The following is a 21289-nucleotide window of genomic DNA, read 5'->3' on the forward strand; positions in this document are numbered from 1 at the left end:
GCCGTGACGGCTGGCCTCGTGCTCTTTGTGAATGCGTTGCTTTCGACGAGCGATCGCCCTATATGGCGATTTTAGCGGAGCTTGAGCCCCCCATGGCAGACCCGAAGGCAGACGCAGGCGACGTGCTTTCCGCCGAGGCCGACGACCATTTCCACGACGAATGCGGCGTGTTCGGCATTTTCGGCCGGCAGGACGCCGCGGCCATCGTCACACTCGGGCTCCACGCCCTGCAGCATCGCGGCCAGGAAGCCGCCGGCATCGTCTCCTACGACGGCACGCAATTCCATGTCGAACGCCATGTCGGCCTCATCGGCGACACCTTCACCAAACAGCGCGTGATCGACAGCCTGCAGGGCAACCGCGCCATCGGCCACACGCGCTACGCCACCACCGGCGGCGCTGGCCTGCGCAACATCCAGCCTTTCTTCGCCGAGCTCGCGGAAGGCGGCCTGGCGGTCGCCCACAACGGCAACCTCACCAACGCGCTCACCGTGCAGCGCGCATTGCAGAAGCAGGGCTCGATCTTCTCGTCGACCTCCGACACCGAGACGCTCTTGCACCTGGTCGCGACCAGCAAGGAGCGCGACTTGAATTCGCGCTTCATCGACGCGGTGCGCCAGGTCGAGGGCGCCTTCTCGCTGGTGGCGTTGACGGCCAAGAAGATGATCGGCTGCCGCGACCCGCTGGGCATCCGTCCGCTGGTGCTCGGCGATCTCGACGGCGCCTGGATCCTCGCTTCCGAAACCTGCGCGCTCGACATCATCGGCGCACGCTTCGTGCGCGACATCAAGCCCGGCGAGATGGTGGTGATCACCTCCAAGGGCATCGAAAGCCTGTTCCCGTTCGAGCCGCAGAAGACCCGCTTCTGCATCTTCGAATATGTCTATTTCGCGCGGCCGGATTCGTCGGTCGAGGGCCGCAACGTCTACGAGGTGCGCAAGCGCATCGGCGCCGAACTGGCGCAGGAAAACCCGGTCGAGGCCGACATCGTCGTGCCGGTGCCCGATTCCGGCACGCCGGCCGCGATCGGCTTTTCCCAGGCCGCAGGCATTCCCTTCGAGCTCGGCATCATCCGCAACCACTATGTCGGCCGCACCTTCATCCAGCCCGGCGATTCGATCCGCCATATGGGCGTCAAGCTGAAGCACAACGCCAACCGCCGCATGATCGAGGGCAAGCGCGTGGTGCTGGTCGACGATTCGATCGTGCGCGGCACCACCAGCCAGAAGATCGTGCAGATGGTGCGCGACGCCGGCGCCAGGGAAGTGCACATGCGCATCGCATCGCCGCCGACCAGCGCGTCGTGCTTCTACGGCGTCGACACGCCGGAGAAGTCGAAGCTTCTGGCGTCGCGCATGTCGGTCGAGGAGATGGCCGAGTTCATCCGCGTCGATTCGCTCGGGTTTCTCTCGATCGACGGGCTCTACCGCGCCGTCGGCGAAGCGCGCCGAGACAACGACCAGCCGCAGTTCTGCGACGCCTGCTTCACCGGCCAGTACCCCACCCGCCTGCTCGACTTCGAAGGCCACGACAATGTGCGCACGCTGTCGCTGCTGGCGTCGAGCGGCTCGTAAGCCGGACCACTTCACGGAAGCTTTCACATGACACTCGACCTTTCCGGCCGCGTGGCCCTCGTCACCGGCGCCTCGCGCGGCATCGGCTATTTCATCGCCAGGGAACTGGCGGCCGCCGGCGCGCATGTGGTGGCGGTGGCGCGCACAGTGGGCGGGCTGGAGGAGCTGGACGACCAGATCAAGACCGATGGCCGCGGACAGGCGACGCTGGTGCCGCTCGATCTCGCCGACATGGCCGGCATCGACCGGCTGGGCGGCGCGATCCATGACCGCTGGGGCAAGCTCGACATTTTGGTGGCGAATGCCGCCATCCTCGGCGTCATCTCGCCGATCGGCCATGTCGAGGCAAAGACCTTCGAAAAGGTCATGACTCTCAACGTCACCGCGACCTGGCGGCTGATCCGCTCGGTCGACCCGCTGCTCAGGCTATCGGACGCCGGCCGCGCCATCATCATGTCTTCCAACGCGGCGCACTCGGCGCGCGCCTTCTGGGCGCCCTACGCGGCTTCCAAGGCCGCGGTCGAGACGATGATGCGCTCCTGGGCGCATGAGACCGAGAGCCTGCCGCTCAGGGTCAATGCCGCCGATCCGGGCGCCACCCGCACGGCAATGCGCGCGCAGGCCATGCCGGGCGAGGATCCGGAGACGCTGCCGCATCCTTCCGAGATCGCCAAACGCATCGTGCCGCTGGCAAGCCCGGCGCTGAAGGAAACCGGACTGATCTTCCAGGCCAAGCACAACCGCTTCGTCGCCTACCGGCAGCCGGAATAAAACCCCGAGCTGAAGACGGATTAAACGGGCCTCCGGCTACGTTCTTCGAATGTAGGACATTCGAAAATCGGAGGACCGACATGCGCAAACTGCTTCTCGTTGCCGCAACCGCCATTGCCGCGGCACTTGCCGCCACCGCTGGCGCTGCCCTGTCGCAAGACGCAAAGATGAGTTTCTTCGTCACCAGCGTCGGCGCCGGCAAGGGCGCCGATCTCGGCGGGCTGAAAGGCGCCGACGCGCACTGCGCCTCGCTGGCGGAAGCGGCCGGCGTCACCGGCAAGACCTGGCACGCCTATCTCTCGACCAGCACCGAGGATGCGCGCGACCGGATCGGCAAGGGTCCCTGGTTCAACGCCAAAGGCGAGAAGATCGCCGACGACATCGCCTCGCTCCACGGCGACGCCAACGGCATCACCAAGCAGACGGCGCTGAACGAGAAGGGCGAGGTGGTCAACGGCCGCGGCGACAAGCCGAACCGGCACGACATACTGACCGGCTCGAAGCCCGACGGTACCAGGATCGCCGACCAGACCTGCGGCGACTGGACGATGAGCGGCGCGGAAGGGGTGGCCATGATGGGCCATCACGACCGCACCGGCCTCGACGATTCGGCGGCGGCGAAATCGTGGAATTCCTCGCATGCCTCGCGCGGCGGCTGCAGCCAGGACGCGCTGAAAGGCACCGGCGGCGACGGGCTGTTCTACTGCTTCGCCGTCGAATGAGAGCGCGACAGATTGGTCCGTCGTTTCCGGAAACAACGAACTTGTTGACGCGATTCGTGACGGGAAAACCGCTTCACAGCTTTCCTGGAATTGCTTCAGGCGAAAGCTCCATTCACGGGTCTGTGAACGGCGCGGCGGAAGCGTGTTCCGCCGCCCTGCTTTCGCCATTTGTGGGGAGTTGCTAGGATCGGTTCGACTCCCATATCCAGCAAAGAGGAATTCCCATGGCTGCCACTCCCAGCGTCGCGTTGGTCTGGTATCTGGTGATCGCCGGCCCGCAAGGCGGCATGGTGGTGCTGCCCAGCACCTTCGACACCCGCGAACAGTGCACCAACGCCATCACCGAATACCAGAAGCAGCCGACACCGCAGGGCTGGGCCGTGCAATGCGTGCCGAGCGCCTCGCCGTTTACCGACGAAGGGGATGCGGAAGTGCCCTCGGCGCAGTAGCTAGTCTCCTCCACGAGGGGGAGACTAGTATCAACGCCCCGCGCTCACGCTCAGCGCCGGCTTGCCATTGATCGTCTGCAACACCACGCAGTAGCGCTCGGTAAGTTTCAGCAGCGAATCGATGCGCTCCTGCGGCTCCTCGGTATCGAGGCCAAATTTCAGGCGGATCTCGCGGAAGCCGACCGGCGCGTCGCGGGCGACGCCGAGCGTGCCGCGAAAGTCGAGGTCACCCTCGGCTTCGACGGTGGCGTTGCCGAGCTTGAACTCCAGCGCCGTCGCCACCGCCTTCAGCGTGACGCCGGCGCAGGCGACCAGCGCTTCGAGCAGCATATCGCCGGAGCACAGCTCCAGCCCCGACCCGCCGGTGGCCGGATGCAGCCCGGCGACGGCCAGCGCCCTGCCCGTCTCCACCTTGCAGGCGATCGACTGATCGTCGAGCGAGCCGCGCGCCCTGAGCGTGATCAGGGCTCTGGCGGCATCTTCGCGATAAGCCTCTTTGAGTGGTGCCTGCATGGCCTTGAGTGCGGTCGCATCCATTCTTTTGCTGTCCTTTCAATGGTCTCGTCGTTTGATAGCACTGTCTTGCGAGGCATGTGCAGACCCTTGACGCGCTGGCGTGACAGCGCCCTCATCAGCCTGCCGGGCATCTCCTCCACTTGGGGGATCGGATATCATCTTCGCTTTCGCCAATTTCCAACGTCGATGGGGCGAAGCCGCTGTCGATCAGGCGAAACTTGAACGTCCTTCGGTCGTTGTCAGACAGGAAGGAGATCAAGCATGGCCAAGGTGACCTCACATCTGTGGTTCGAAAAGGACGCGCGGCAGGCAGTGGAATTCTATGTCGCCACAATTCCCAACTCGGCGATCGGGCGCATGACGGACGTGGCGGCGGACAATCCGAGCGGCCCGGCCGGCAGCGTCAAGATCATCGAATTCGTGCTCGACGACCAGAATTTCATCGCACTCGAAGCAGGTCCGCTCGACCCGTTCAACCATTCCTTCTCGATCCTCGTCGAGCTCGAGAGCCAGGCCGAGATCGACCGGATCTGGAACGCTTTTCTCGATAACGGCGGCAAGCCCGAGCAATGCGGCTGGCTGAAGGACCGCTGGGGCCTGTCGTGGCAGATCGTGCCAAAAATCCTCGGCGACATGGCTGCGCATCCCGACCGCGAGCGCGCCAAACGCGCCGCCGAGGCGATGCTCGGTATGGTGAAGATCGATGTTGCGGCGCTGGAGAGAGCGTTCGGGGAGTGATCCCGAAGGAGACTGGCGAAAGGCGATCGCGGCCGATCTTCCCCGTGCGGCAGATCAGCGGCTTCAGCGTCGTGCAGAGCCACTGCCCCTTTGACTTCAGCCGCTCCGGCCATACTTTTGCGGAGGTCGTTCGCGCGGAGGCCTCATGCGGTCCAAACTCGTCCCCCTCACCCTCCTGATCCTCACCGCCTTGGCGCAGCCAGCCCCGGCCGAAACTCCGGAGCGACCGTCACCGGCGGGCGGCGTGCTGTCGCTGCTGCCGGCGCCGCAGGTGACCGAGCATTCGATCTCGCTTGTCGGGCGCAAGCTCGACTATCAGGCCAAGGCCGGCACGCTGTCACTGTTGTCCGGCAAGGGCGAGGTCACGGCCGAAGTCTTCTACGTCGCCTACACACAGCAGTCGCCCGCCCCGGCGAAGGGGCGTCCCATCACCTTCGTCTTCAACGGCGGGCCGGGCGCGGCGTCGGCCTACCTGCATCTCGGCGCGATCGGCCCGCGCATCATCGCCACCGCGCCGGACGGCGAATTCCTGCCGCCGCCGCAAAAGCTCATCGACAATCCCGACAGCTGGCTCGACATGACCGATCTCGTCTTCGTCGACCCGGTCGGCACCGGCTATAGCCGCGAGGCGCCGGGCCAGGACACGAAGGCGTTCTGGGGCGTCGACCAGGACGCCAGCTCGGTCGGTGCCTTCATCCGGCTCTATCTGGCCCAGCACGGCCGCACCGGATCGCCGCTCTTCCTCGCCGGCGAAAGCTATGGCGGCTTCCGCGCCGCGCTGCTCGCCAGGACCCTGCAGGAGGACGTGGGCCTCAGCCCAAGTGGCATCGTGCTGATCTCGCCGGCGCTGGAGTTCATGCTGGTGCGGCCGGACCAGTTCGACCAGGTGCACTGGGCGCTCGAGCTGCCGTCGCTGGCGGCGGCGAAGCTCAAGGCTGACGGCGTCGGCGGCGAGGCGCTGCGCGACAGGCTGGCCGAGGTCGAACGCTACGCGCTCGGCGACTATCTGACGGCCCTCACCAGCGGACTGGAGCAAGGCGGAAAGCTGGCCAGCGCGCGCGTGGCGGAGATCACCGGCCTGCCGCTTGATCTCGTCGAGCGCAATTTCGCTCGCGTTCCAACCGAGCTCTTCGCCCGCGAGTTCCAACGCGCCAAGGGCAAGGTGCTCAGCCCTTACGACGCCATGGTCGGGACCAGCGACGTCGCGCCGCAAAGCGCCCGCATCGCCGGCCCCGATCCGGTGCTCGACCGCAGCGTGCCGGTGCTGACCTCGGCCTTCGTCACCTATGCCCGCGGCGAACTGAACTACCACACCGACGTCAGCTACCGGCTGCTCAACGGCGAGGTTAGCCACAACTGGGATTACGGCACCTCCGGCCAAGGCTATGCCGGGGTGATGAACGACCTGCAGCGGGCGCGCTCGCTCAACCCGTCGCTCGGCGTCGTCATCGTCAACGGCTACACCGACCTTGTCACGCCCTATCTCGCCTCGCGCTATCTGGTGAACCAGCTTCCCTCGCTTGCCGACGCCAAACCGATCCGCCTCGATGTCGTGGAAGGCGGGCACATGATGTATCTCAGGCCGGACGGAAGGCGCGCGCTGAAGGAGGCTGCGTCCGAGCTCTATCAGGCGACGCAGTGAGGTGGAGGCGCGCGGGGGTCACGAACCGGTTCCGCCGCCGGCCGTTGGCGGACGGCGCCCGGAGAGGGCTTCGACCGCCTCTTCGATGCCGACAGCCTGCCGCTCGACGTCCTCCAGATACAGTCGCCCGGCCACAATCTGACCGTCGATGATCTCGAACAGCGTCACCCCGCACACCTCGAAGGGTTGCCCGTCGGAGCGAGTGCCCGACCAATGCCATTCGATCCAGCTCGTGTCGCCGTCCTGGACCGAGCGCGTGGCCGCCGCGTGGAAGTCAGGTATTCCCGCGAACATGGCCTCCCAGTTGGCGCGCATCTGGTCGCGCCCGACGAAGGCTCTGCCCGGGTGCGCTGGCTGTACGCTGCGATAGTTCTCGTGGATGAGAGCGGTGACGGCGTCGAGATCATGCGCGTTCATCGCGCTCACCAGTCGATCGATCACTTCAGTCATCGAACTCCCGGACTTATGCAACGCAGGCATTGCCGTTCTCCGTGGTCTACTGCAGTGCGAGCCACGCCGATCAATCCGCGAGCCTCAAAATTACCGGATTGGGCATTGGCCGTCCAGCATTGCGAGGCCCCGAACATGCGCGGCCGCCTCCTCGTGCAATGGCATCAGCGGCCACTGTCAATCAGGCGAATGCAAGCCGCAGTCCCCTGCCCCAACGCAAGCCTGACGCTGGCGCAGAGGCGCGCCGACTTTGTCATGGGATGGTGTCCGCTGCTGACAGAAAGGTGTCAGGATGGGGAGCGTAGACTGTAGGCATGACGGATTCTCTCGACATGCCCAGTAGCTTCGGGCACGAGGCGACCAAGGCCGCCGCCGAACGCACGCTCGGTATCGTGCTGGTCTCTGCATCGGCGATCGCCTTCGCGCTCACCGGCGTGCTGACCAAGTCGATCCATGCCGATCCGCTGACCATCACCTGCTGGCGCGGTTTCTTCGGCTCGATCCTGATTACCCTTTATGTGCTGTGGCGCAGGCGCCGCTCAGGCGGGCGCGAGAGTCTCAGGCTGGGCTGGCGCGGCTGGCTGCTGGCGGTCGAAGGCGCGGCCGCCAGCATTGCCTTCATCTCGGCCTTCAAGTTCACCTATGTCGCCAATGTCGCAGTGATTTATGCGACCTCGCCCTTTATCGCGGCGCTGTTCGCCTTCCTGCTGGTGCGGGAGAAATTCCGGCTGCAGACGATGCTGGCGGCGGCGGTGTCGCTTTGCGGCGTGGCCATCATGGTGGGTGGCGGCCTCGGCAGCGGCCATCTGTTCGGCGACGGGCTGGCGCTTTTGATGACCGCCGGCAGCGCGCTCTACATGATCATGGTGCGCGCCTTCCGCAACTCACCCGTTGTCTGGGCCGGCGCGGTGTCGGCCTTCCTGCTCTTCGTGCTCGGCTGGTTCGTCACCGATCCGCTGGCGGTCTCGACCCGCGACGTGGTGCTGCTTGCCACCTTCGGCTGCTCCTTCGCGCTGGCCTCGATCCTGTGGACGGAAGGCTCGCGGCTCATCCCGGCAGCCGAGTCCGGCCTGCTCGGCTCGGCCGAGGTGCCCTTCGCCATCCTGTTTGCATTGCTGTTCCTCGGCGAAATCCCGCCCATGGCCAGCGTCATCGGTGGCGCCATCGTGCTTTGCGCGGTTTTCGCGCATGCCGGACGCGACTGGATGAAGGCGAAATGGGCGGGTTCGTAAATTATTTTCACGGTCACGGAACCATCATCCGACTCAGGCATTGTGTAGATTGACGGGTCACCCCCCAAGTCCCCCCAAACCCCTCGACCCGTCCGACTAGAAGCCGACCCGCAAAAAGGTCGGCTTTTTCTTTTGGGGCATACCTGGGAATGCGTCGTGGTTTTCCGTTCATGACGGCAATGCCAGGCCGCTGCCGAGAAGCTCCGCCAGATCCCTTGCCGGCCGGCCGGCCTCACGGCCGAGCCGGATGGCGAAGTTGGCGACCGGCACCGGCGGCAGACCGAGCTCGCGTGGCGCCTCGACAATGCCGGAATGCGCAAAGCGCTGTGTGCGCAGCGTCAGCGCAATGCCGGCATCGACCGCGGTGCGCAGGCCGGCAAGGCTGGCGCTGCCGGCGGCGATGCGATAGCGGCGGCCGGCGGCAGCGAGCGCCGCAAGCGCCGCCTCGCGGAATCCGCAATGCGGATCGAGCAGCGCCAGCGGCACCTCCTCTTCCCTCGCGGCCAGCCCCTTTTGCGAGCAAAGCCACAGCATCGGCTCGCTGATCACTGCCACCTCATCGGCCGAGGGCGCCTGGCGCATGGTGATCGCGAGATCGAGCTGGGCCGCCTGCAACGCCTGGCCAAGCTCGGCCGAGCGGCCAACGCGCAGCTCGATCCTGACACGCGGATGGCTGGCGGCGAAGGCCCGCAATAGATCCGGCAGGCCACGATCGGCAAAGTCCTGCGTGGTGCCGATGGCAATGCGGCCGCCGGCGCGCGCGCCCTTCAGCGCCAGCCAGGCCTCGGTGTGGGCGGCAAGGATGCGCCTGGCATGGCCGACAAGGTCCTCGCCGGCCGGCGTCAGGCCGCGCCCCCTACCCTGGACAGCAAGCAGCGGCTCGCCGACGACCTCCTCCAGCCGCTGCATCTGCGCGGTGACCGCGGACGGCGAGCGGCCGACAGCGGATGCTGCCTTGGCGAGGGAGCCGCCATCGACAAAGGCGAGGAAGGTTTTGAGCAGGTCGGGATCGAGTGTTTCCATAATTCGATGATATCGAAGTTTTTATCAAAAACAATTCGATTTTTTTGATTCAAGTATGATGGCATGGTCTCTCCATCGACGGCGCGACGCCGCCAAACCCGAAGGAGAGAAAAATGCCGATCATCAACGTCAGCGTCACCGGCAAGCCGGACGCCGGGCTTTCCGCCGCAATCGCCAAGGATATCACCGAGATCACGGCGACGTACCTGCGAAAGGACCCGACCATCACCGCCGTCGCGGTCAACTATATCGACCCGCAGCACTGGTTCGCCGGCGGCAGGTCGCTCGCCGAGCATGGGACCAACACCTTCTGGCTCGACATCAAGGTGGTCGACGGCACCAACACCAAGCTCGAGCTCGAAGCCTATCTCAAGGCGATCTTCGACGCCTTCGGGCGCCTGCTCGGCGGCGTGCACGAGGAAAGCTACGCCCTGGTGCATGAGGTGGCGGCCGCGGCTTACGGCTATGGCGGCAAGAGCCAAGAGTTTCGCTTCATCAGCGGGAGATTGAAGGCGGCGTAGGCACTGTCTTCCCCTTCTCCCACAAGGGGAGAAGGCCAGGTCGCGCCACCCACATTGACGCCGCCCCCACTTGCGCTACCCTCTGCCACCGAAGCGGCCGCCAAGAGCCGCGCCGTGGAGGACGTTGGGAGAGAGCGGCATGATGCTGACACTGGCGCTGCTTGCCGGCTTTGCCTTTGCCTGGCTGCTGATCGGCGTGACCGAGACGTACCGGCTCGACCTGCGCTTCACCCAGGCGCTGCTCTATGTGCCGTTCAAGCTTGCTTACCGCATTGCCGACGATCGCATCCGCATCGCCCGCAATGCGCGCACGCCGGTCATCTATGTGGTCTCGCACCAGTCGCGCATCGAGCCGGCGCTGATGCTGTCGCTGCTCCCGGACGACACGCTGCACATCCTCGACGAGACTTCCGCTCGTTCGCCCTGGCTGGAGCCGTGGCGCGAGCTCGGCCGCACCATCCCCTTCAACGCCGAGCATGTGTTCGTCAGCCGGCGTCTGGTGCGCGTGCTGAGGGGCAAGGGCCGGCTTGCCGTCTATCTGCCCGACACGGTCGAGCCCGACGTCAAGTCGTTCCGGCTGTTTCGCGCCATCACCCGCATCGCCATGCAGGCGGACGCGCGCATCGTGCCGATCTTCGTCGCCGGCACGCGCGACCTGCCGGTGTCGCTGACGCCGGCCGACAGGGCCCCGCGCCACTGGTTCCCGCGCCTGTCGCTCAGCGTGCTGGAGCCGATGACCATCGCCGAGCTGGTGGCGCGCAACCCCGACCAGGCCTCCAACACCAACGCGCTGTTCGACCGTTTCGCCGAAGCGCGGCTCTACGGCGGCAATCTCGATCGCGGCCTGTTCCTGGCCATGCGTGACGCTGCGGATCGGGTCGGCGCCTCGCATCCGATCATCGAGGACGTGATCTCGGGCGCGCTCTCCTACCGCAAGATGTTCATCGGCGCGCGTGTGCTCGGCCGCCGTTTCGAGGCGGTGACGGCGCCCGGGGAGGCGGTCGGGCTGCTCTTGCCCAACGCCAATGGCGTGGTGCTTTCCTTCGTCGGCCTGGTCTCGGGGGCCCGCGTGGCGGCGATGATCAACTACACCGCCGGCCCGGCGAGCGTCACAGCGGCGATCCGTACCGCGGTGATCCGCACCGTGGTCTCATCCCGCGCCTTCATCGAGAAGGCCGGAATCGGCGATATCGTCGCCGCCGTCGAGGTAGGCGGGGCGAAGATGCTCTGGCTCGAGGACGTGCGCGAAAGCGTGACGACGTTGGACAAGGTCGCGGCGGCGTTGTTCTGGCGCTTCCCGCTGCAGCGGCAGGACGCGGCCAGGCCGGCGGTGATCCTGTTCACCTCGGGCTCGGAGGGCACGCCGAAGGCGGTGGTGCTCTCGCACCGAAGCCTGCTTGCCAACGCCATGCAGGCCGAGGCGCGCGTCACCATTTCGCCGGCCGACATCCTGCTCAACGTGCTGCCGGTGTTCCACTCCTTCGGGCTGACCGGCGGCACCATCCTGCCGCTGGTGACCGGGGTGAAACTGTTCCTCTACCCCTCGCCGCTGCACTACAAGATCATCCCGGAGATCGCCCGCAAGGTGAGGCCGACGATCATGTTCGGCACCGACACCTTTCTTGCCAACTACGCCCGTACCGCCAAGGACGGCGACTTCTCCAGCCTGCGCTTCATCGTCGCCGGCGCGGAAGCCGTGAAGCCGGAGACGCGACGCGCCTACCGCGAGCGCTTCGACGCATCGATCATCGAAGGCTTCGGCCTGACCGAGGCTGCCCCGGTCGTCGCCGTCAACACCGCGATCCACAACCGCGACGGCACGGTCGGCCGGCTGCTGCCGGCGATCCGCATGAAGCTCGAGCCGGTCGAAGGCATCGAAGATGCCGGCCGGCTTTGGCTCGACGGCCCGAACATGATGATGGGCTACATGACCGCCGATCGCCCTGGCGAGTTGCAGCCGCTCGAAGGCTGGCACGACACCGGCGACATCGTGTCGGTCGACCGGGACGGCTTCATCACCATCCGCGGGCGGGCAAAACGCTTCGCCAAGATCGCCGGCGAGATGGTGTCGCTCGGCGCGGTCGAGATGCTGGTGCAGTCGCTGTGGCCGGAAGAGCGCCATGCGGCGGTGGCGGTGCCCGACAAAAGGCGTGGCGAGCGCATCGTGCTGGTTACCACCGCCGGCGACGCCGATCCCGAACAGTTGCGCCAGTTCGGCAAGAAGGCAGGAGCGGCAGAGCTGATGGTGCCCAACGACATCATCAAGGTCGACGAAATCCCGGTGCTTGGCTCCGGCAAGACGGACTACGTCTCGGCGCGCAAGCTGGCGATCGACAGGCTGGGGCTGAGTGCTGCGGCGTAGCGCACTACCCGATATCCGAGGGCGGCACCTTCTCGCCTTCGCGCATGGCCCGCTTCGAATAGGCGCGTACCGAGAACGGCAGGAAAAGCAGATAGCCGGCGACGGAAGCGGTCAGCGTGTACCAGGGGTAGGCCATCAACAGCAGGATGTAGAGCACGACGCCAAGGATGACCGGCAGCACCCTGTCACCGGGCACCTTGACGCTCTTGCCCGAATAGACCGGCAGCCGGCTGACCAAGAGGAAAGCGACGAGCACGGTGAAGCCGGTGGCGACGAAGGCCGCGGGCCGGCTTGGTTCCAAGCCGAGCCGCAGGAAATAGAGATAGCAGGGCAGCATGACCAGCACGGCTCCCGCCGGCGCCGGGACGCCGACGAAATACTCGGTCTGCCAGGCCGGCTGGTCGGTTTCCTCGGCCAGCACGTTGAAGCGGGCAAGCCGCATGCCGCAGGCGATGGTGAACAGAAGTGCCGCGATCCAGCCCGGCGAGCCGGCGCGGTCGAGCAGGAAAGCATAGAGCACGAGCGCCGGCGCGACGCCGAAATTGACGATGTCGGCCAGGGAATCCATTTGCGCGCCGAATTTCGAGGTCGCCTTCAGCATGCGCGCGAGGCGGCCGTCTATGCCGTCGAGGAAAGCGGCGAGCAGCACCATGACGACGGCCGGCTCAAAACGGTCCTCGAAGGCGAAGCGGATGCCGGAGAGGCCGGCGCAGATGGCGAGCACGGTGACCAGATTGGGCAGCACCATGCGCATCGGGATCTCGCGGATGCGCGGGCCGCCGCTGGCGTGTGCCTCGAATTTCTTGAATGGCGCGCCCACCGCTCAGGAGATCCTGACCAGGGGGGTGACGGCGGCGCCGCCAAATTCGGCAAGCACTGTCTCGCCGCCCACCGCCGTCTGGCCGACGGCGACGCGCGGCACGGCGCTCGATGGCAGGAAGACGTCGACGCGCGAGCCGAAGCGGATCAGGCCAAAACGCTCGCCGATGGCGATCGAGCCGCCCGCCTCGGCCCAGCAGACAATGCGGCGCGCCACCAGGCCGGCGATCTGCACCGTGGCAATCGTTCCGTTCGGGCTGTCGATGACCAAGCCGTTGCGCTCGTTCTCGGAGCTGGCCTTGTCGAGCTCAGCGTTGAGGAATTTGCCCGGACGATGCTCGATGCGCGTGATCCTGCCGCGCACCGGCGCGCGGTTGATGTGGCAGGAAAAGACATTCATGAACACCGAGATACGGGTCATTTCGCCCGAGCCCAGGCCAAGCTCGCGCGGCGGCACTGCAGGCCCGACGGCCGAGATCACGCCATCGGCCGGGCTCACCACCAGCCGGTCGTCGACCGGCGTCACTCGCTCGGGATCGCGGTAGAAATAGACGCACCAGGCGGTGAGGATCAGCCCGATCCAGAACAGGACCGAGGAGAAATAGCTAAGGAAGAGCGTCGCCGCAGCGAAGGCGGCAATGAAGGGATAGCCCTCGCGATGGATCGGAACGACCGTATTCTTGACCGAATCGAGAAGCGTCATCGGGCTTTGGGGCGGTCCCTGTTTCAGGTTCGGCCTCAATAGCCGAAAGCCCCCCTCCCCGCAACGCAACAATGCGGCAGGCCGGGTGAGACGCGCGCGCCTCATCGCCGGCGCGACGGATCGCAATGGTGATTTCTCCGCGAATTGTCGGAAAGCAGCCTCCTCGCCCGTCCTTGGCACGACAGCCCTAACAAGGAACCCTTCAATGCCTTCTCTGAAATCAGCAACCGGGAAAGTCCGCGTCATCACAGAAGGCCTCGCCTTCGGCGAGTCGCCGCGCTGGCATGAGGGGCGGCTCTGGCTCTGCAACTGGGGCACGGGCGAGATTGTCGCCGTGGACGAAGAGGGCAAGAGCGAAGTCATGCTCACCGTGCCAGCCGTCCTGCCCTATTCGATCGACTGGCTGCCCGACGGCCGGCTTCTGGTGATCTCCGGTCGGGAGGGCGTTCTGCTCCGTCAGGAAGCAGACGGAACGCTCGCCACCCATGCCGATCTGAGAGACCTGTCGAAAAGCCCTTGGAACGAGATCGTCGTCGACGGACGCGGCAACATCTATGTCAATGGCGGTGGGCCGACGCCGGCGCCGGGCGAGCATTTCGGGCCGGGCACCATCGTGCTGATCACACCAGACGGCGCGGTCCGGCAGGTCGCCGACAATATCGCCTTCGCCAATGGCATGGCGGTGACGCCGGACAATCGGACGCTGATCGTGGCCGAATCGCACGCCAACCGATTGACCGCCTTCGACATCGCTGCAGATGGCGGCCTTTCCAGTCGCCGCGTTTGGGCCGATCTCGGCAACGACTATCCCGACGGCATCTGCATCGATGCCGAAGGCTGTGTCTGGTATGCCGACGTGCCCGACTGCCACTGTGTCAGGGTGCGCGAGGGCGGCGCGAAGCTCGACCGGGTCGAGGCCGACCGCGGCTGCTTTGCCTGCATGCTGGGCGGCGCCGACGGCACGACCCTGTTCATCGTTGCCGCCGAATGGCGCGGTTTCGAGAACATGGTGAGAGACGCCCGCACCGGTCAGGTGCTGAGCGTCGCTGTTTCCTCGCCCGGGGCGGGATGGCCGTCCTACAATTCCGGCACGCGCTGATAGTTTGCGATGTCGGCCTTGACGCCAAGGCGGGCGATCGTCTCCTGCGGGCTGAAGGCGATGCGCTCGTGCGCGGCCTTGACGATCGGCACCACCTTGTCGACGGCCGCCTGGCTTTCCCATTCGACCATGGTGACGAGGTTGAACTCGCCCGGGCCGGAGAACTGCTCGAGCAGGAAATCCTGCACGAATCCTTCCTGCTGGCGCAGCAGTTCGTGCGTCATGCGGACCTTGCCGAGGATCTCGTCGCGGGCTTCCGCCGGCACGACGAACTTGTCGACCCGGAACACACTGCCATCGCGTTGATTCTTATTGCTCATTTCGATCTGTCTCCGTTCTTGGACGAGGTGCTTCGCAGGGGCTCGGAGACGGTTTGCAAGCTCAAGATAGGTTGAGGTCAAGGGGAATTTTGCGCCCTCTCCTTCTCCCCTTGTGGGAGGAGAAGGTGGATCGGCGCGAAGCGCCGAGACGGATGAGGGTGCTGGAAGGAATGAGGCGCGGAAGTCCTGCCGCTGGCGCCATACTGGAACACCCCCCATCCGACCTCGCTTCGCGAGGCCACCTTCTCCCACAAGCGGAGAAGGAAAGGCTCTACGAAACCTCCGAGGTCCTTCTGCGCACGATGACACCCAGCTCGTCGCCTTCTCGGGCGATGCGCAGCCGCTCCTCGGCTTCGGTCGCCTCGCGCTGGCGGTCCCACATCGAGGCGTAGAGGCCGTGCTTGCGCAGCAGGTCCGCATGGGTGCCGCGCTCGGCGATCTGTCCGTCCTTGAGCACGATGATCTCGTCGGCCGAGATCACCGTCGACAGGCGGTGGGCGATCACGATGGTGGTGCGGCCCTTGCTGACGAGGTCGAGCGCCGCCTGGATCTCCTGCTCGGTCTGGGTATCCAGCGCCGAGGTCGCCTCGTCCAGCATCAGGATCGGCGGCGCCTTGAGGATGGTGCGGGCGATGGCGACGCGCTGCTTCTCGCCGCCGGAGAGCTTCAGGCCGCGCTCGCCGACCATCGAGCGGTAGCCGTCGGGCAACTTCTCGATGAAAGGTCCGATCTGGGCGAGTTCGGCCGCCTTGCGCACCTCCTCCTCGCTGGCGCCGATGCGGCCGTAGCGGATGTTGTAGGCGATGGTGTCGTTGAAGAGCACGGTGTCCTGCGGCACCATGCCGAGCACGGCACGCAGGCTCTCCTGCGTCACGTCGCGGATGTCCTGACCGTCGATCAGCACCTGGCCGCGCTGGACGTCGTAGAAGCGGAACAGAAGCCTGGAGATGGTCGACTTGCCGGCGCCAGACGGGCCGACGATGGCGACCGTCTTGCCGGCCGGCACCTCGAACGACACGCCTTTCAGGATCTTGCGGTTCGGATCGTAGGAGAAGTGCACATCGCGAAACTCGACCTTGCCGGGACCGACCTTCAACGGCCTGGCATCCGGCTTGTCGACGATCTCCTGCGGCACGTCGAGCAGGTCGAACATGTGTTCGATATCGGTCAAGCCTTGCCGGATCTCGCGATAGATGAAGCCGATGAAGTTGAGCGGCACCGAAAGCTGCATCAGCATGGCGTTGATGAAGACGAAATCGCCGACCGACTGCGTGCCAGCCTGCACCTCGAGCGCCGACATGCACATGACGATGACGGTGCCGAGGCCGAAGATGAGGCCCTGGCCGAAGTTCAGCCAGCCGAGCGAGGTCCAGGTTTTCGTCGCGGCGGCTTCGTAGCGCGCCATCGAGCGGTCGAAGCGCTCGGCCTCCATGCGCTCGTTGGTGAAATATTTGACCGTCTCGAAGTTCAAGAGCGAGTCGATCGCCTTGGTGTTGGCGTCGGTGTCGCTGTCGTTCATGTCGCGCCGGATCGAGATGCGCCAGTCGCTGGCCTTGACCGTGAACCAGACATAGATCCACACCGTCACCGCCACCACGGCCACATATTTCCAGCCATAGGTGTAGGCGAAGATGCCGGCGGTCAGCGCGAATTCGAGGATGGTCGGCGCCGTGTTCAGCATGACGAAGCGCACGATCGTCTCGATGCCCTTGGTGCCGCGCTCGATGATGCGCGACAGGCCGCCGGTGCGGCGCTCGAGATGGAAGCGCAGCGACAACTGGTGCATGTGGACGAAGGTGCGGAAGGCGAGCTGGCGCACCGCGTACTGGCCGACGCGGGCAAAGAGCGCGTCGCGCAACTGGTTGAAGCCGAGTTGCACCAGCCTCAGGACGTTATAGGCGATGACCAGCATGACCGGCGCGAGCATGAAGGCGGGCAGCGGCGGCGGCGTCTTCGAGCCGTGGGCCAGCGCATCTGTCGCCCATTTGAAGAAGTAGGGACCGGCGACCAGCGTGAGCTTGGCGACGACCAGGAGCAGCGTCGCCCAGGTGACGCGGGCTCTCAGGTCGGCGCGGTCGGCCGGCCACATATAGGGCCAGAGGTTGCGCAGGGTCGTGAGAGTGCCGGTTTCGGCGGAGACGGTCTTTTCGGCCACTATTCTTGCCTTTTGGGTGAGAGGGTCAGCGGCTGGAGCAGCAGGAGTTGACGAGTTCACGAAGCGAAGCCGACACGCCGGCAAGCGCGGCGTGGTCGATCGCATAGCGCGAGCGCTGGCGGTCTGCCTCGAAGCGAACGAGCCCGGCTTCGACCAGGATCTTCAGATGTTGCGAAACCGTCGACTGGGCGAGATCGAGATGGTCGACCACCTCGCGGCAGGAGCAGCAACGGCTGGCCGAGAGATGCTTGAGGATCTCGATGCGCGCCGGATGCGACAACGCCGCAAAGCGCGCGGCGATGGCGCGGCTGTCGGCCCGCGCGCTCGTTTCAATGAGGGATTCGGTCATCGTTTATCGGCGATAGACGATGGAAGATGATAGGGCAAGCTAGGCGGATGGGTAGCCGCTGAAAACCGATCTTCGCAATGCTGGCGGGACAGCGCCCCCTCTGCCCTGCCGGGCATCTCCCCCACAAGGGGGAAGATCAGCTAATCGCCGCTACTACTGCGTCTTCGCCGGCGGCGTGGTCATCTGATCGCCCATGGCCTTCATGTCCGCCGGCTCGCCTTCCTTCGACTTGCCGGGAACCTTGAAGACCTGGCCGGGCCAGATGCGGTCGGGGTCGCGGATCTGATCCTGGTTGGCGAGATAGATGGTCGAATAGCGCACGCCATGGCCATAGACCCGGCGCGAGATGCGCCAGAGTGTATCGTGGCGGCGGATGATGACGGCGCCGTCGGCGTGTTCGAGCTTGGGTGCGACCGTCTCGGGCACATCGGCGGACGGCGTCGCTTCCGCGACCTTGGCGGGGGCTGCGGCGGCCGGCGCCGGCGTCGTTGTCCCGGCGGGCTTGGTCTCGGTCGCCGCAGCAGTCTCGGCGGGCTTGGCCTGTCCGGCCAGGGACCCAGCACCCTGAACCTGCGCGAGCTTGGTGTCAGCCGGTTTGGCCTCTGTCGGCGCAACCGCGGCGATCGACTCGCCGGGCTCGCGTTCGAACGGCACGGCGGCGCGGGCGACGACCTTCACGCCGTCGTCGGCAAGGCCGTCGACATGGATCGTGTAATTGCCGACGGGGATGTCGCGCGCGGCTTCGATCAGGAAATGGCCATCGGGCGAGGTCTTGGCCTCGCCGAGCAGGATGTCGTCGGCATAGGCGCGCACCTTGCGGCCGGGATCGGCGGTGCCGGCGACGAAGATCTTGCTGCCGTCGATCTCCACCGCCTCGACGGCGATCTTCGGTTCGCCCGCTGCGGCGGGCGCCGGCGTTGCAGGGGCAGCGGCCTGCCCGGTGGCTGCCGGAGCGGTCACTGCCGGGGCTGCCTCGGTATTGGGCGCCGCCGGCGCGGTTGCGGCAGGAGCCGGGGCTTGCGCGGCCGGGGCGGCGGCCTGATCGGTGGCGGCCGGGGCCGCGGGCTTGGCCTCCGGCTGCGGAACGGTGAGCAATTCGGACGGCTTGCCCGGCTCTTCGACCATCGCCAGCACCTGGCCGGTCGGGCTCTGCGGCACCGAGACGACGGCAGTCTGCGCCGAGGCGACGGCGACGCCGCCGGCGATGGCGCGCAGCGTGATCGTGTAGTCGCCGGGCTTCAGCGGATCGTCGAGCACGATGGCGAAGGCGCCGTCGGGGCCGGCGTCGGTCGAGCCGAGCACCGTCCCGCCGTTGAGGATCTCGACCTTGGCATTGGGCGCGGCACTGCCGGCGACGACGATCGAGCCATTGCCCTCGACGCGCACGACATCGAAGGTCGGCAGCGTCGGACCAGGGGCAGCAGGCGCCTGAGCGGCCGGCGCGGAGGCTGCCGGAGCGGCCGCATTGTCGGCCGCCGCCGTTGCCTTGTCGGCGGGCGCCATGGCGTTGCTCGAAGCCGGAGCCATAGCGTTGCTGGCCGGCGCCATGGTGTTGGCCGGCGCCATGGTGTTGGCCGGGGCTTGCGTCTGCGGCAACCGCGCCTCGGTGGTCGTGCTGCTGGATCCCGCCGGCTTCGTTTCCGCTTGCGGAAGTGTCGCGACCGGCGCCGGCTTTTGGTTGTTGATATATGGATCGAGCGCGCCCGAACCGTAGGCGACCGCCGCGACAACGGCAACGCCGCCCGCCGCGAACAAGAACGCCTTTGATGGATTAATAGCCATAATCTTTTCTGCCCCCTTAGCCACCTAACGCCGATCTAGCGTGTTTTATCAAGTGCTACAAGAAAAAGCCCATTCCTGGACTTGACCGCGCCGACCGTCCCTATCACCAATCATCGCCATGAACACGATTCGATCCGTCTGCGTCTATTGCGGTTCGTCTCCGGGCCGCGACGAGGCCTACATCAAGGCCGGCCACCTGCTCGGCCGCTCGCTGGCGAAATCCGGTCTGCGCCTGATCTATGGCGGCGGCACCAAGGGGATCATGGGCGCCGTCGCCGAAGGCGCGCTCAAGGCCGGCGGCAAGGTGACCGGCATCATCCCGCGCTTCCTGATCAACAAGGAGGCGACCGAGACCGCTCTCGACAAGCTCGACGAGCTGTTGATCACCGACAACATGCACGAGCGCAAGCACAGGATGTTCGAGAAATCCGACGCCTTTGTGGCGCTGCCGGGCGGCATCGGCACGGTCGAGGAGATCGTCGAGATCATGACCTGGGCTCAGCTCGGCCATCACCGCAAGCCGATCGTCTTCGCCAACATCAAAGGCTTCTGGGACCCGATGCTGGCGCTGATCGAGCACATGTCTGAGGAAGGCTTCATCCACACCGCGCACCGGGTGAAGCCGCTGGTGGTCAGCGACCCCGATGCCATCGTCGCCGCCATCATGGTGGCCGGATCGTCGGTCGACGCGCCGACCGAGGGTGTGCAGGCGGTGATAGACAAGATGTGATTTTGGGGCCGCTCAAAAAATAGCACTCGGAAATCATTCCCCTACTGTCCTCCTCAAATCCTCAATGACCGCCCTCCGATCATTGCGCCGCCAGGCGAGATGGATGGCGACACTGCGCCCGAACCACGGCAGGTCGCGGAAGACGATCCCCGGCGGCGCCGCGGCGCGCAGGCTCTCCTGGACCGTCGCCAGACCAAGCCCGGCGCTGACCAGGCCGAGCGAGGTCAGCGGGTCGGCTGTCTCATAGGCGATGTCAGGCACGAAGCCGGCCTCGACACAGGCCGCCAGGAACTGCGCTCGATTGGTGTCGTCAGGCTGCCGAACGACGGTGATCCAGACACGGCCGTCGAGATGGCTCGGCCGAATGTCGATGACATCAACAAGCGGATCGCCCTCGGGGATTGCCAGCACCAGCGGCTCGCGACGCACCAGCATGCTGTCCAAGTCCGGATCGCCTTGCGGCGCCGACGCATAGACAAGGCCAAGGTCGAGTACCCGGCTTCGCAGATCCTCGAACTGCGCCGCCGTTCGGCGGCTCCTTAGTTGCAGGTGGAAATCCGGCCGATCACGGCGGAACTCGCGCAGCATGGCGGCGACCAGCCCGGCATGCACGGCGCCCTCGACATAGCCGATGGCGAGGCTGCCGGCGGCGCCGCTGGCAAGATTGCGGCCGAGATCCTCCAGCCGCGCGGCGCTGGCAAGCAGCGCGCGGGCTTCGGCGAGGAACGCCTTGCCCTCGGCGTTGAGATGGACCCGCTGCTTCGCGCGCTCGAACAGCGCCACGCCGAGCTGCTCCTCGAGCTGAATGATCTGCCGGCTCAAGGGCGACTGGGAGATGTGCAGTTGCCCGGCGGCGCGGCCGACATTGCCGGCCTCGGCGACAGCGACGAAATATCTTATTTGGCGCAGATCGAGCATTTCAGCTCCTCGGGAGTAAGTCCTATAAGGTCTGAACTCTATCCTAATCAGTCTTGGACAGTCTGGCCAGACGGCGCGATATCTCCGGCATCAACCGGCCACAAAGGAGACCGCCATGCAGTTCTTTGCCCTTCTCACCCGCAACACCGAAAAGTTCAGTGACGCCGATTTCGCGCCGCTGCTGCCGCCCGAGTCCGAGCAGCGCAAGACCCTCTATGCGCAAGGCGCCGTGCGCCAGATCTGGAACCGAGGCGACATTCCCGGCAGCGGCATGATGTTCGAGGCGGTGGACGAGAAGGAGGTGCGCGGCCATCTCGCCAGCCTGCCGCTGGTCGAGGCCGGCATGATGGACATTGCGGCGATCGTGCCGCTCAATCCGTATCCGGGCTTCGGGCCGAAGCGCTGAAGCGACCG

The 21289-nt window shown here is 65.9% G+C and carries 22 protein-coding genes; 12 read left to right on the top strand and 10 right to left on the bottom strand.

The annotated features are described in order from the left end of the window. Window positions 1-92 precede the first annotated feature (92 nt). The 4 genes from purF (at window position 93) to EN853_RS22730 (ending at window position 3516) form a co-directional block, all read left to right on the top strand. Entirely contained in the window at window positions 93-1574 is a 1482-nt protein-coding gene (purF, locus tag EN853_RS22715; RefSeq protein ID WP_127861587.1) for an amidophosphoribosyltransferase, read from the top strand. A gap of 27 nt (window positions 1575-1601) precedes the next feature. After that, complete coding sequence (locus EN853_RS22720) at window positions 1602-2345, top strand: SDR family NAD(P)-dependent oxidoreductase (protein ID WP_127861586.1); 744 nt, start codon at window positions 1602-1604, stop codon at window positions 2343-2345. A gap of 80 nt (window positions 2346-2425) precedes the next feature. Beyond that, the gene (locus tag EN853_RS22725; protein WP_127861585.1) at window positions 2426-3067 is read left to right on the top strand and encodes a hypothetical protein; all 642 of its coding nucleotides are present in this window, start codon (window positions 2426-2428) and stop codon (window positions 3065-3067) included. A gap of 224 nt (window positions 3068-3291) precedes the next feature. After that, window positions 3292-3516, top strand: coding sequence for a hypothetical protein (locus EN853_RS22730; protein WP_127861584.1), 225 nt, complete (start codon window positions 3292-3294; stop codon window positions 3514-3516). 30 nt (window positions 3517-3546) lie between these two features. Here EN853_RS22730 and EN853_RS22735 read toward each other — a convergent pair whose 3' ends face one another. Continuing rightward, on the bottom strand, window positions 3547-4053 hold the full coding sequence (locus EN853_RS22735; RefSeq protein ID WP_127861583.1) for an OsmC family protein: 507 nt from the start codon (window positions 4051-4053) through the stop codon (window positions 3547-3549). Window positions 4054-4293: 240 nt separating this feature from the next. Between EN853_RS22735 and EN853_RS22740 the strand changes: the two genes are divergently transcribed. Both EN853_RS22740 and EN853_RS22745 read left to right on the top strand, forming a co-directional pair. Beyond that, the gene (locus tag EN853_RS22740; protein ID WP_127861582.1) at window positions 4294-4770 is read left to right on the top strand and encodes a VOC family protein; all 477 of its coding nucleotides are present in this window, start codon (window positions 4294-4296) and stop codon (window positions 4768-4770) included. A gap of 145 nt (window positions 4771-4915) precedes the next feature. Continuing rightward, complete coding sequence (locus EN853_RS22745; RefSeq protein WP_127861581.1) at window positions 4916-6412, top strand: peptidase S10; 1497 nt, start codon at window positions 4916-4918, stop codon at window positions 6410-6412. 18 nt (window positions 6413-6430) lie between these two features. Here the strand turns inward: EN853_RS22745 and EN853_RS22750 are convergent, their stop codons facing one another. Further along, window positions 6431-6862, bottom strand: a complete 432-nt coding sequence (locus EN853_RS22750; RefSeq protein ID WP_167524569.1) for a nuclear transport factor 2 family protein — start codon at window positions 6860-6862, stop codon at window positions 6431-6433. Window positions 6863-7194: 332 nt separating this feature from the next. Between EN853_RS22750 and EN853_RS22755 the strand changes: the two genes are divergently transcribed. Then, window positions 7195-8094 carry a DMT family transporter gene (locus EN853_RS22755; protein ID WP_127861643.1) on the top strand — a complete coding sequence of 300 codons (900 nt, stop codon included), beginning with the start codon at window positions 7195-7197 and terminating at the stop codon, window positions 8092-8094. Window positions 8095-8262: 168 nt separating this feature from the next. Here EN853_RS22755 and EN853_RS22760 read toward each other — a convergent pair whose 3' ends face one another. Beyond that, window positions 8263-9117 carry a LysR substrate-binding domain-containing protein gene (locus EN853_RS22760; RefSeq protein WP_127861579.1) on the bottom strand — a complete coding sequence of 285 codons (855 nt, stop codon included), beginning with the start codon at window positions 9115-9117 and terminating at the stop codon, window positions 8263-8265. A 113-nt stretch (window positions 9118-9230) separates the two neighbouring features. Between EN853_RS22760 and EN853_RS22765 the strand changes: the two genes are divergently transcribed. After that, complete coding sequence (locus EN853_RS22765; RefSeq protein WP_127861578.1) at window positions 9231-9638, top strand: 4-oxalocrotonate tautomerase family protein; 408 nt, start codon at window positions 9231-9233, stop codon at window positions 9636-9638. A 139-nt stretch (window positions 9639-9777) separates the two neighbouring features. Then, a complete protein-coding gene (locus EN853_RS22770) occupies window positions 9778-12000 on the top strand; it encodes an AMP-binding protein (protein WP_127861577.1) in 2223 nt (740 codons plus the stop codon). 4 nt (window positions 12001-12004) lie between these two features. On the opposite strand, the gene pssA is transcribed toward EN853_RS22770, so the two are convergent. Next, a complete protein-coding gene (gene pssA / locus EN853_RS22775; protein WP_245517153.1) occupies window positions 12005-12748 on the bottom strand; it encodes a CDP-diacylglycerol--serine O-phosphatidyltransferase in 744 nt (247 codons plus the stop codon). 75 nt (window positions 12749-12823) lie between these two features. Continuing rightward, on the bottom strand, window positions 12824-13522 hold the full coding sequence (locus EN853_RS22780; RefSeq protein WP_127861575.1) for a phosphatidylserine decarboxylase: 699 nt from the start codon (window positions 13520-13522) through the stop codon (window positions 12824-12826). 205 nt (window positions 13523-13727) lie between these two features. Between EN853_RS22780 and EN853_RS22785 the strand changes: the two genes are divergently transcribed. Beyond that, on the top strand, window positions 13728-14621 hold the full coding sequence (locus EN853_RS22785) for an SMP-30/gluconolactonase/LRE family protein (RefSeq protein WP_127861574.1): 894 nt from the start codon (window positions 13728-13730) through the stop codon (window positions 14619-14621). On the opposite strand, the gene EN853_RS22790 is transcribed toward EN853_RS22785, so the two are convergent. The 4 genes from EN853_RS22790 to EN853_RS22805 all read right to left on the bottom strand — a co-directional run bounded on the left by EN853_RS22790 (window position 14600) and on the right by EN853_RS22805 (window position 19227). Further along, window positions 14600-14941 (bottom strand): antibiotic biosynthesis monooxygenase, encoded by a 342-nt coding sequence (locus EN853_RS22790; RefSeq protein WP_127861573.1) that lies wholly within the window; start codon window positions 14939-14941, stop codon window positions 14600-14602. The genes EN853_RS22785 and EN853_RS22790 overlap by 22 nt on opposite strands. Before the next feature lie 271 nt (window positions 14942-15212). Further along, on the bottom strand, window positions 15213-17096 hold the full coding sequence (locus tag EN853_RS22795; RefSeq protein ID WP_127861572.1) for an ABC transporter ATP-binding protein/permease: 1884 nt from the start codon (window positions 17094-17096) through the stop codon (window positions 15213-15215). 25 nt (window positions 17097-17121) lie between these two features. Next, window positions 17122-17445: a metalloregulator ArsR/SmtB family transcription factor gene (locus EN853_RS22800; protein ID WP_127861571.1), complete on the bottom strand. Its 324-nt coding sequence runs from the start codon at window positions 17443-17445 to the stop codon at window positions 17122-17124. 153 nt (window positions 17446-17598) lie between these two features. Continuing rightward, window positions 17599-19227, bottom strand: a complete 1629-nt coding sequence (locus EN853_RS22805; RefSeq protein ID WP_127861570.1) for a LysM peptidoglycan-binding domain-containing protein — start codon at window positions 19225-19227, stop codon at window positions 17599-17601. A 118-nt stretch (window positions 19228-19345) separates the two neighbouring features. Here EN853_RS22805 and EN853_RS22810 point away from each other — a divergent pair, with 118 nt between their 5' ends. Beyond that, window positions 19346-19957 (top strand): TIGR00730 family Rossman fold protein, encoded by a 612-nt coding sequence (locus EN853_RS22810; protein ID WP_127861569.1) that lies wholly within the window; start codon window positions 19346-19348, stop codon window positions 19955-19957. A gap of 33 nt (window positions 19958-19990) precedes the next feature. Here EN853_RS22810 and EN853_RS22815 read toward each other — a convergent pair whose 3' ends face one another. Further along, window positions 19991-20875, bottom strand: a complete 885-nt coding sequence (locus tag EN853_RS22815; protein ID WP_127861568.1) for a LysR substrate-binding domain-containing protein — start codon at window positions 20873-20875, stop codon at window positions 19991-19993. 115 nt (window positions 20876-20990) lie between these two features. On the opposite strand from EN853_RS22815, the gene EN853_RS22820 reads away from it, so the two are divergent. Then, complete coding sequence (locus EN853_RS22820) at window positions 20991-21281, top strand: muconolactone Delta-isomerase family protein (RefSeq protein WP_127861567.1); 291 nt, start codon at window positions 20991-20993, stop codon at window positions 21279-21281. The last annotated feature ends 8 nt before the right edge of the window (window positions 21282-21289 follow it).

This window comes from Mesorhizobium sp. M1C.F.Ca.ET.210.01.1.1 (assembly GCF_004791585.1).
Classification (GTDB): Bacteria; Pseudomonadota; Alphaproteobacteria; order Rhizobiales; family Rhizobiaceae; genus Mesorhizobium.

Coding starts and splice junctions, on each gene's coding strand:
- purF (WP_127861587.1), top strand. CDS start 93: ATGGCAGACCCGAAGGCAGACGCAGGCGACGTGCTTTCCGCCGAGGCC.
- EN853_RS22720 (WP_127861586.1), top strand. CDS start 1,602: ATGACACTCGACCTTTCCGGCCGCGTGGCCCTCGTCACCGGCGCCTCG.
- EN853_RS22725 (WP_127861585.1), top strand. CDS start 2,426: ATGCGCAAACTGCTTCTCGTTGCCGCAACCGCCATTGCCGCGGCACTT.
- EN853_RS22730 (WP_127861584.1), top strand. CDS start 3,292: ATGGCTGCCACTCCCAGCGTCGCGTTGGTCTGGTATCTGGTGATCGCC.
- EN853_RS22735 (WP_127861583.1), bottom strand. CDS start 4,053: ATGGATGCGACCGCACTCAAGGCCATGCAGGCACCACTCAAAGAGGCT.
- EN853_RS22740 (WP_127861582.1), top strand. CDS start 4,294: ATGGCCAAGGTGACCTCACATCTGTGGTTCGAAAAGGACGCGCGGCAG.
- EN853_RS22745 (WP_127861581.1), top strand. CDS start 4,916: ATGCGGTCCAAACTCGTCCCCCTCACCCTCCTGATCCTCACCGCCTTG.
- EN853_RS22750 (WP_167524569.1), bottom strand. CDS start 6,862: ATGACTGAAGTGATCGATCGACTGGTGAGCGCGATGAACGCGCATGAT.
- EN853_RS22755 (WP_127861643.1), top strand. CDS start 7,195: ATGCCCAGTAGCTTCGGGCACGAGGCGACCAAGGCCGCCGCCGAACGC.
- EN853_RS22760 (WP_127861579.1), bottom strand. CDS start 9,117: ATGGAAACACTCGATCCCGACCTGCTCAAAACCTTCCTCGCCTTTGTC.
- EN853_RS22765 (WP_127861578.1), top strand. CDS start 9,231: ATGCCGATCATCAACGTCAGCGTCACCGGCAAGCCGGACGCCGGGCTT.
- EN853_RS22770 (WP_127861577.1), top strand. CDS start 9,778: ATGATGCTGACACTGGCGCTGCTTGCCGGCTTTGCCTTTGCCTGGCTG.
- pssA (WP_245517153.1), bottom strand. CDS start 12,748: ATGGTGCTGCCCAATCTGGTCACCGTGCTCGCCATCTGCGCCGGCCTC.
- EN853_RS22780 (WP_127861575.1), bottom strand. CDS start 13,522: ATGACGCTTCTCGATTCGGTCAAGAATACGGTCGTTCCGATCCATCGC.
- EN853_RS22785 (WP_127861574.1), top strand. CDS start 13,728: ATGCCTTCTCTGAAATCAGCAACCGGGAAAGTCCGCGTCATCACAGAA.
- EN853_RS22790 (WP_127861573.1), bottom strand. CDS start 14,941: ATGAGCAATAAGAATCAACGCGATGGCAGTGTGTTCCGGGTCGACAAG.
- EN853_RS22800 (WP_127861571.1), bottom strand. CDS start 17,445: ATGACCGAATCCCTCATTGAAACGAGCGCGCGGGCCGACAGCCGCGCC.
- EN853_RS22805 (WP_127861570.1), bottom strand. CDS start 19,227: ATGGCTATTAATCCATCAAAGGCGTTCTTGTTCGCGGCGGGCGGCGTT.
- EN853_RS22810 (WP_127861569.1), top strand. CDS start 19,346: ATGAACACGATTCGATCCGTCTGCGTCTATTGCGGTTCGTCTCCGGGC.
- EN853_RS22815 (WP_127861568.1), bottom strand. CDS start 20,875: ATGCTCGATCTGCGCCAAATAAGATATTTCGTCGCTGTCGCCGAGGCC.
- EN853_RS22820 (WP_127861567.1), top strand. CDS start 20,991: ATGCAGTTCTTTGCCCTTCTCACCCGCAACACCGAAAAGTTCAGTGAC.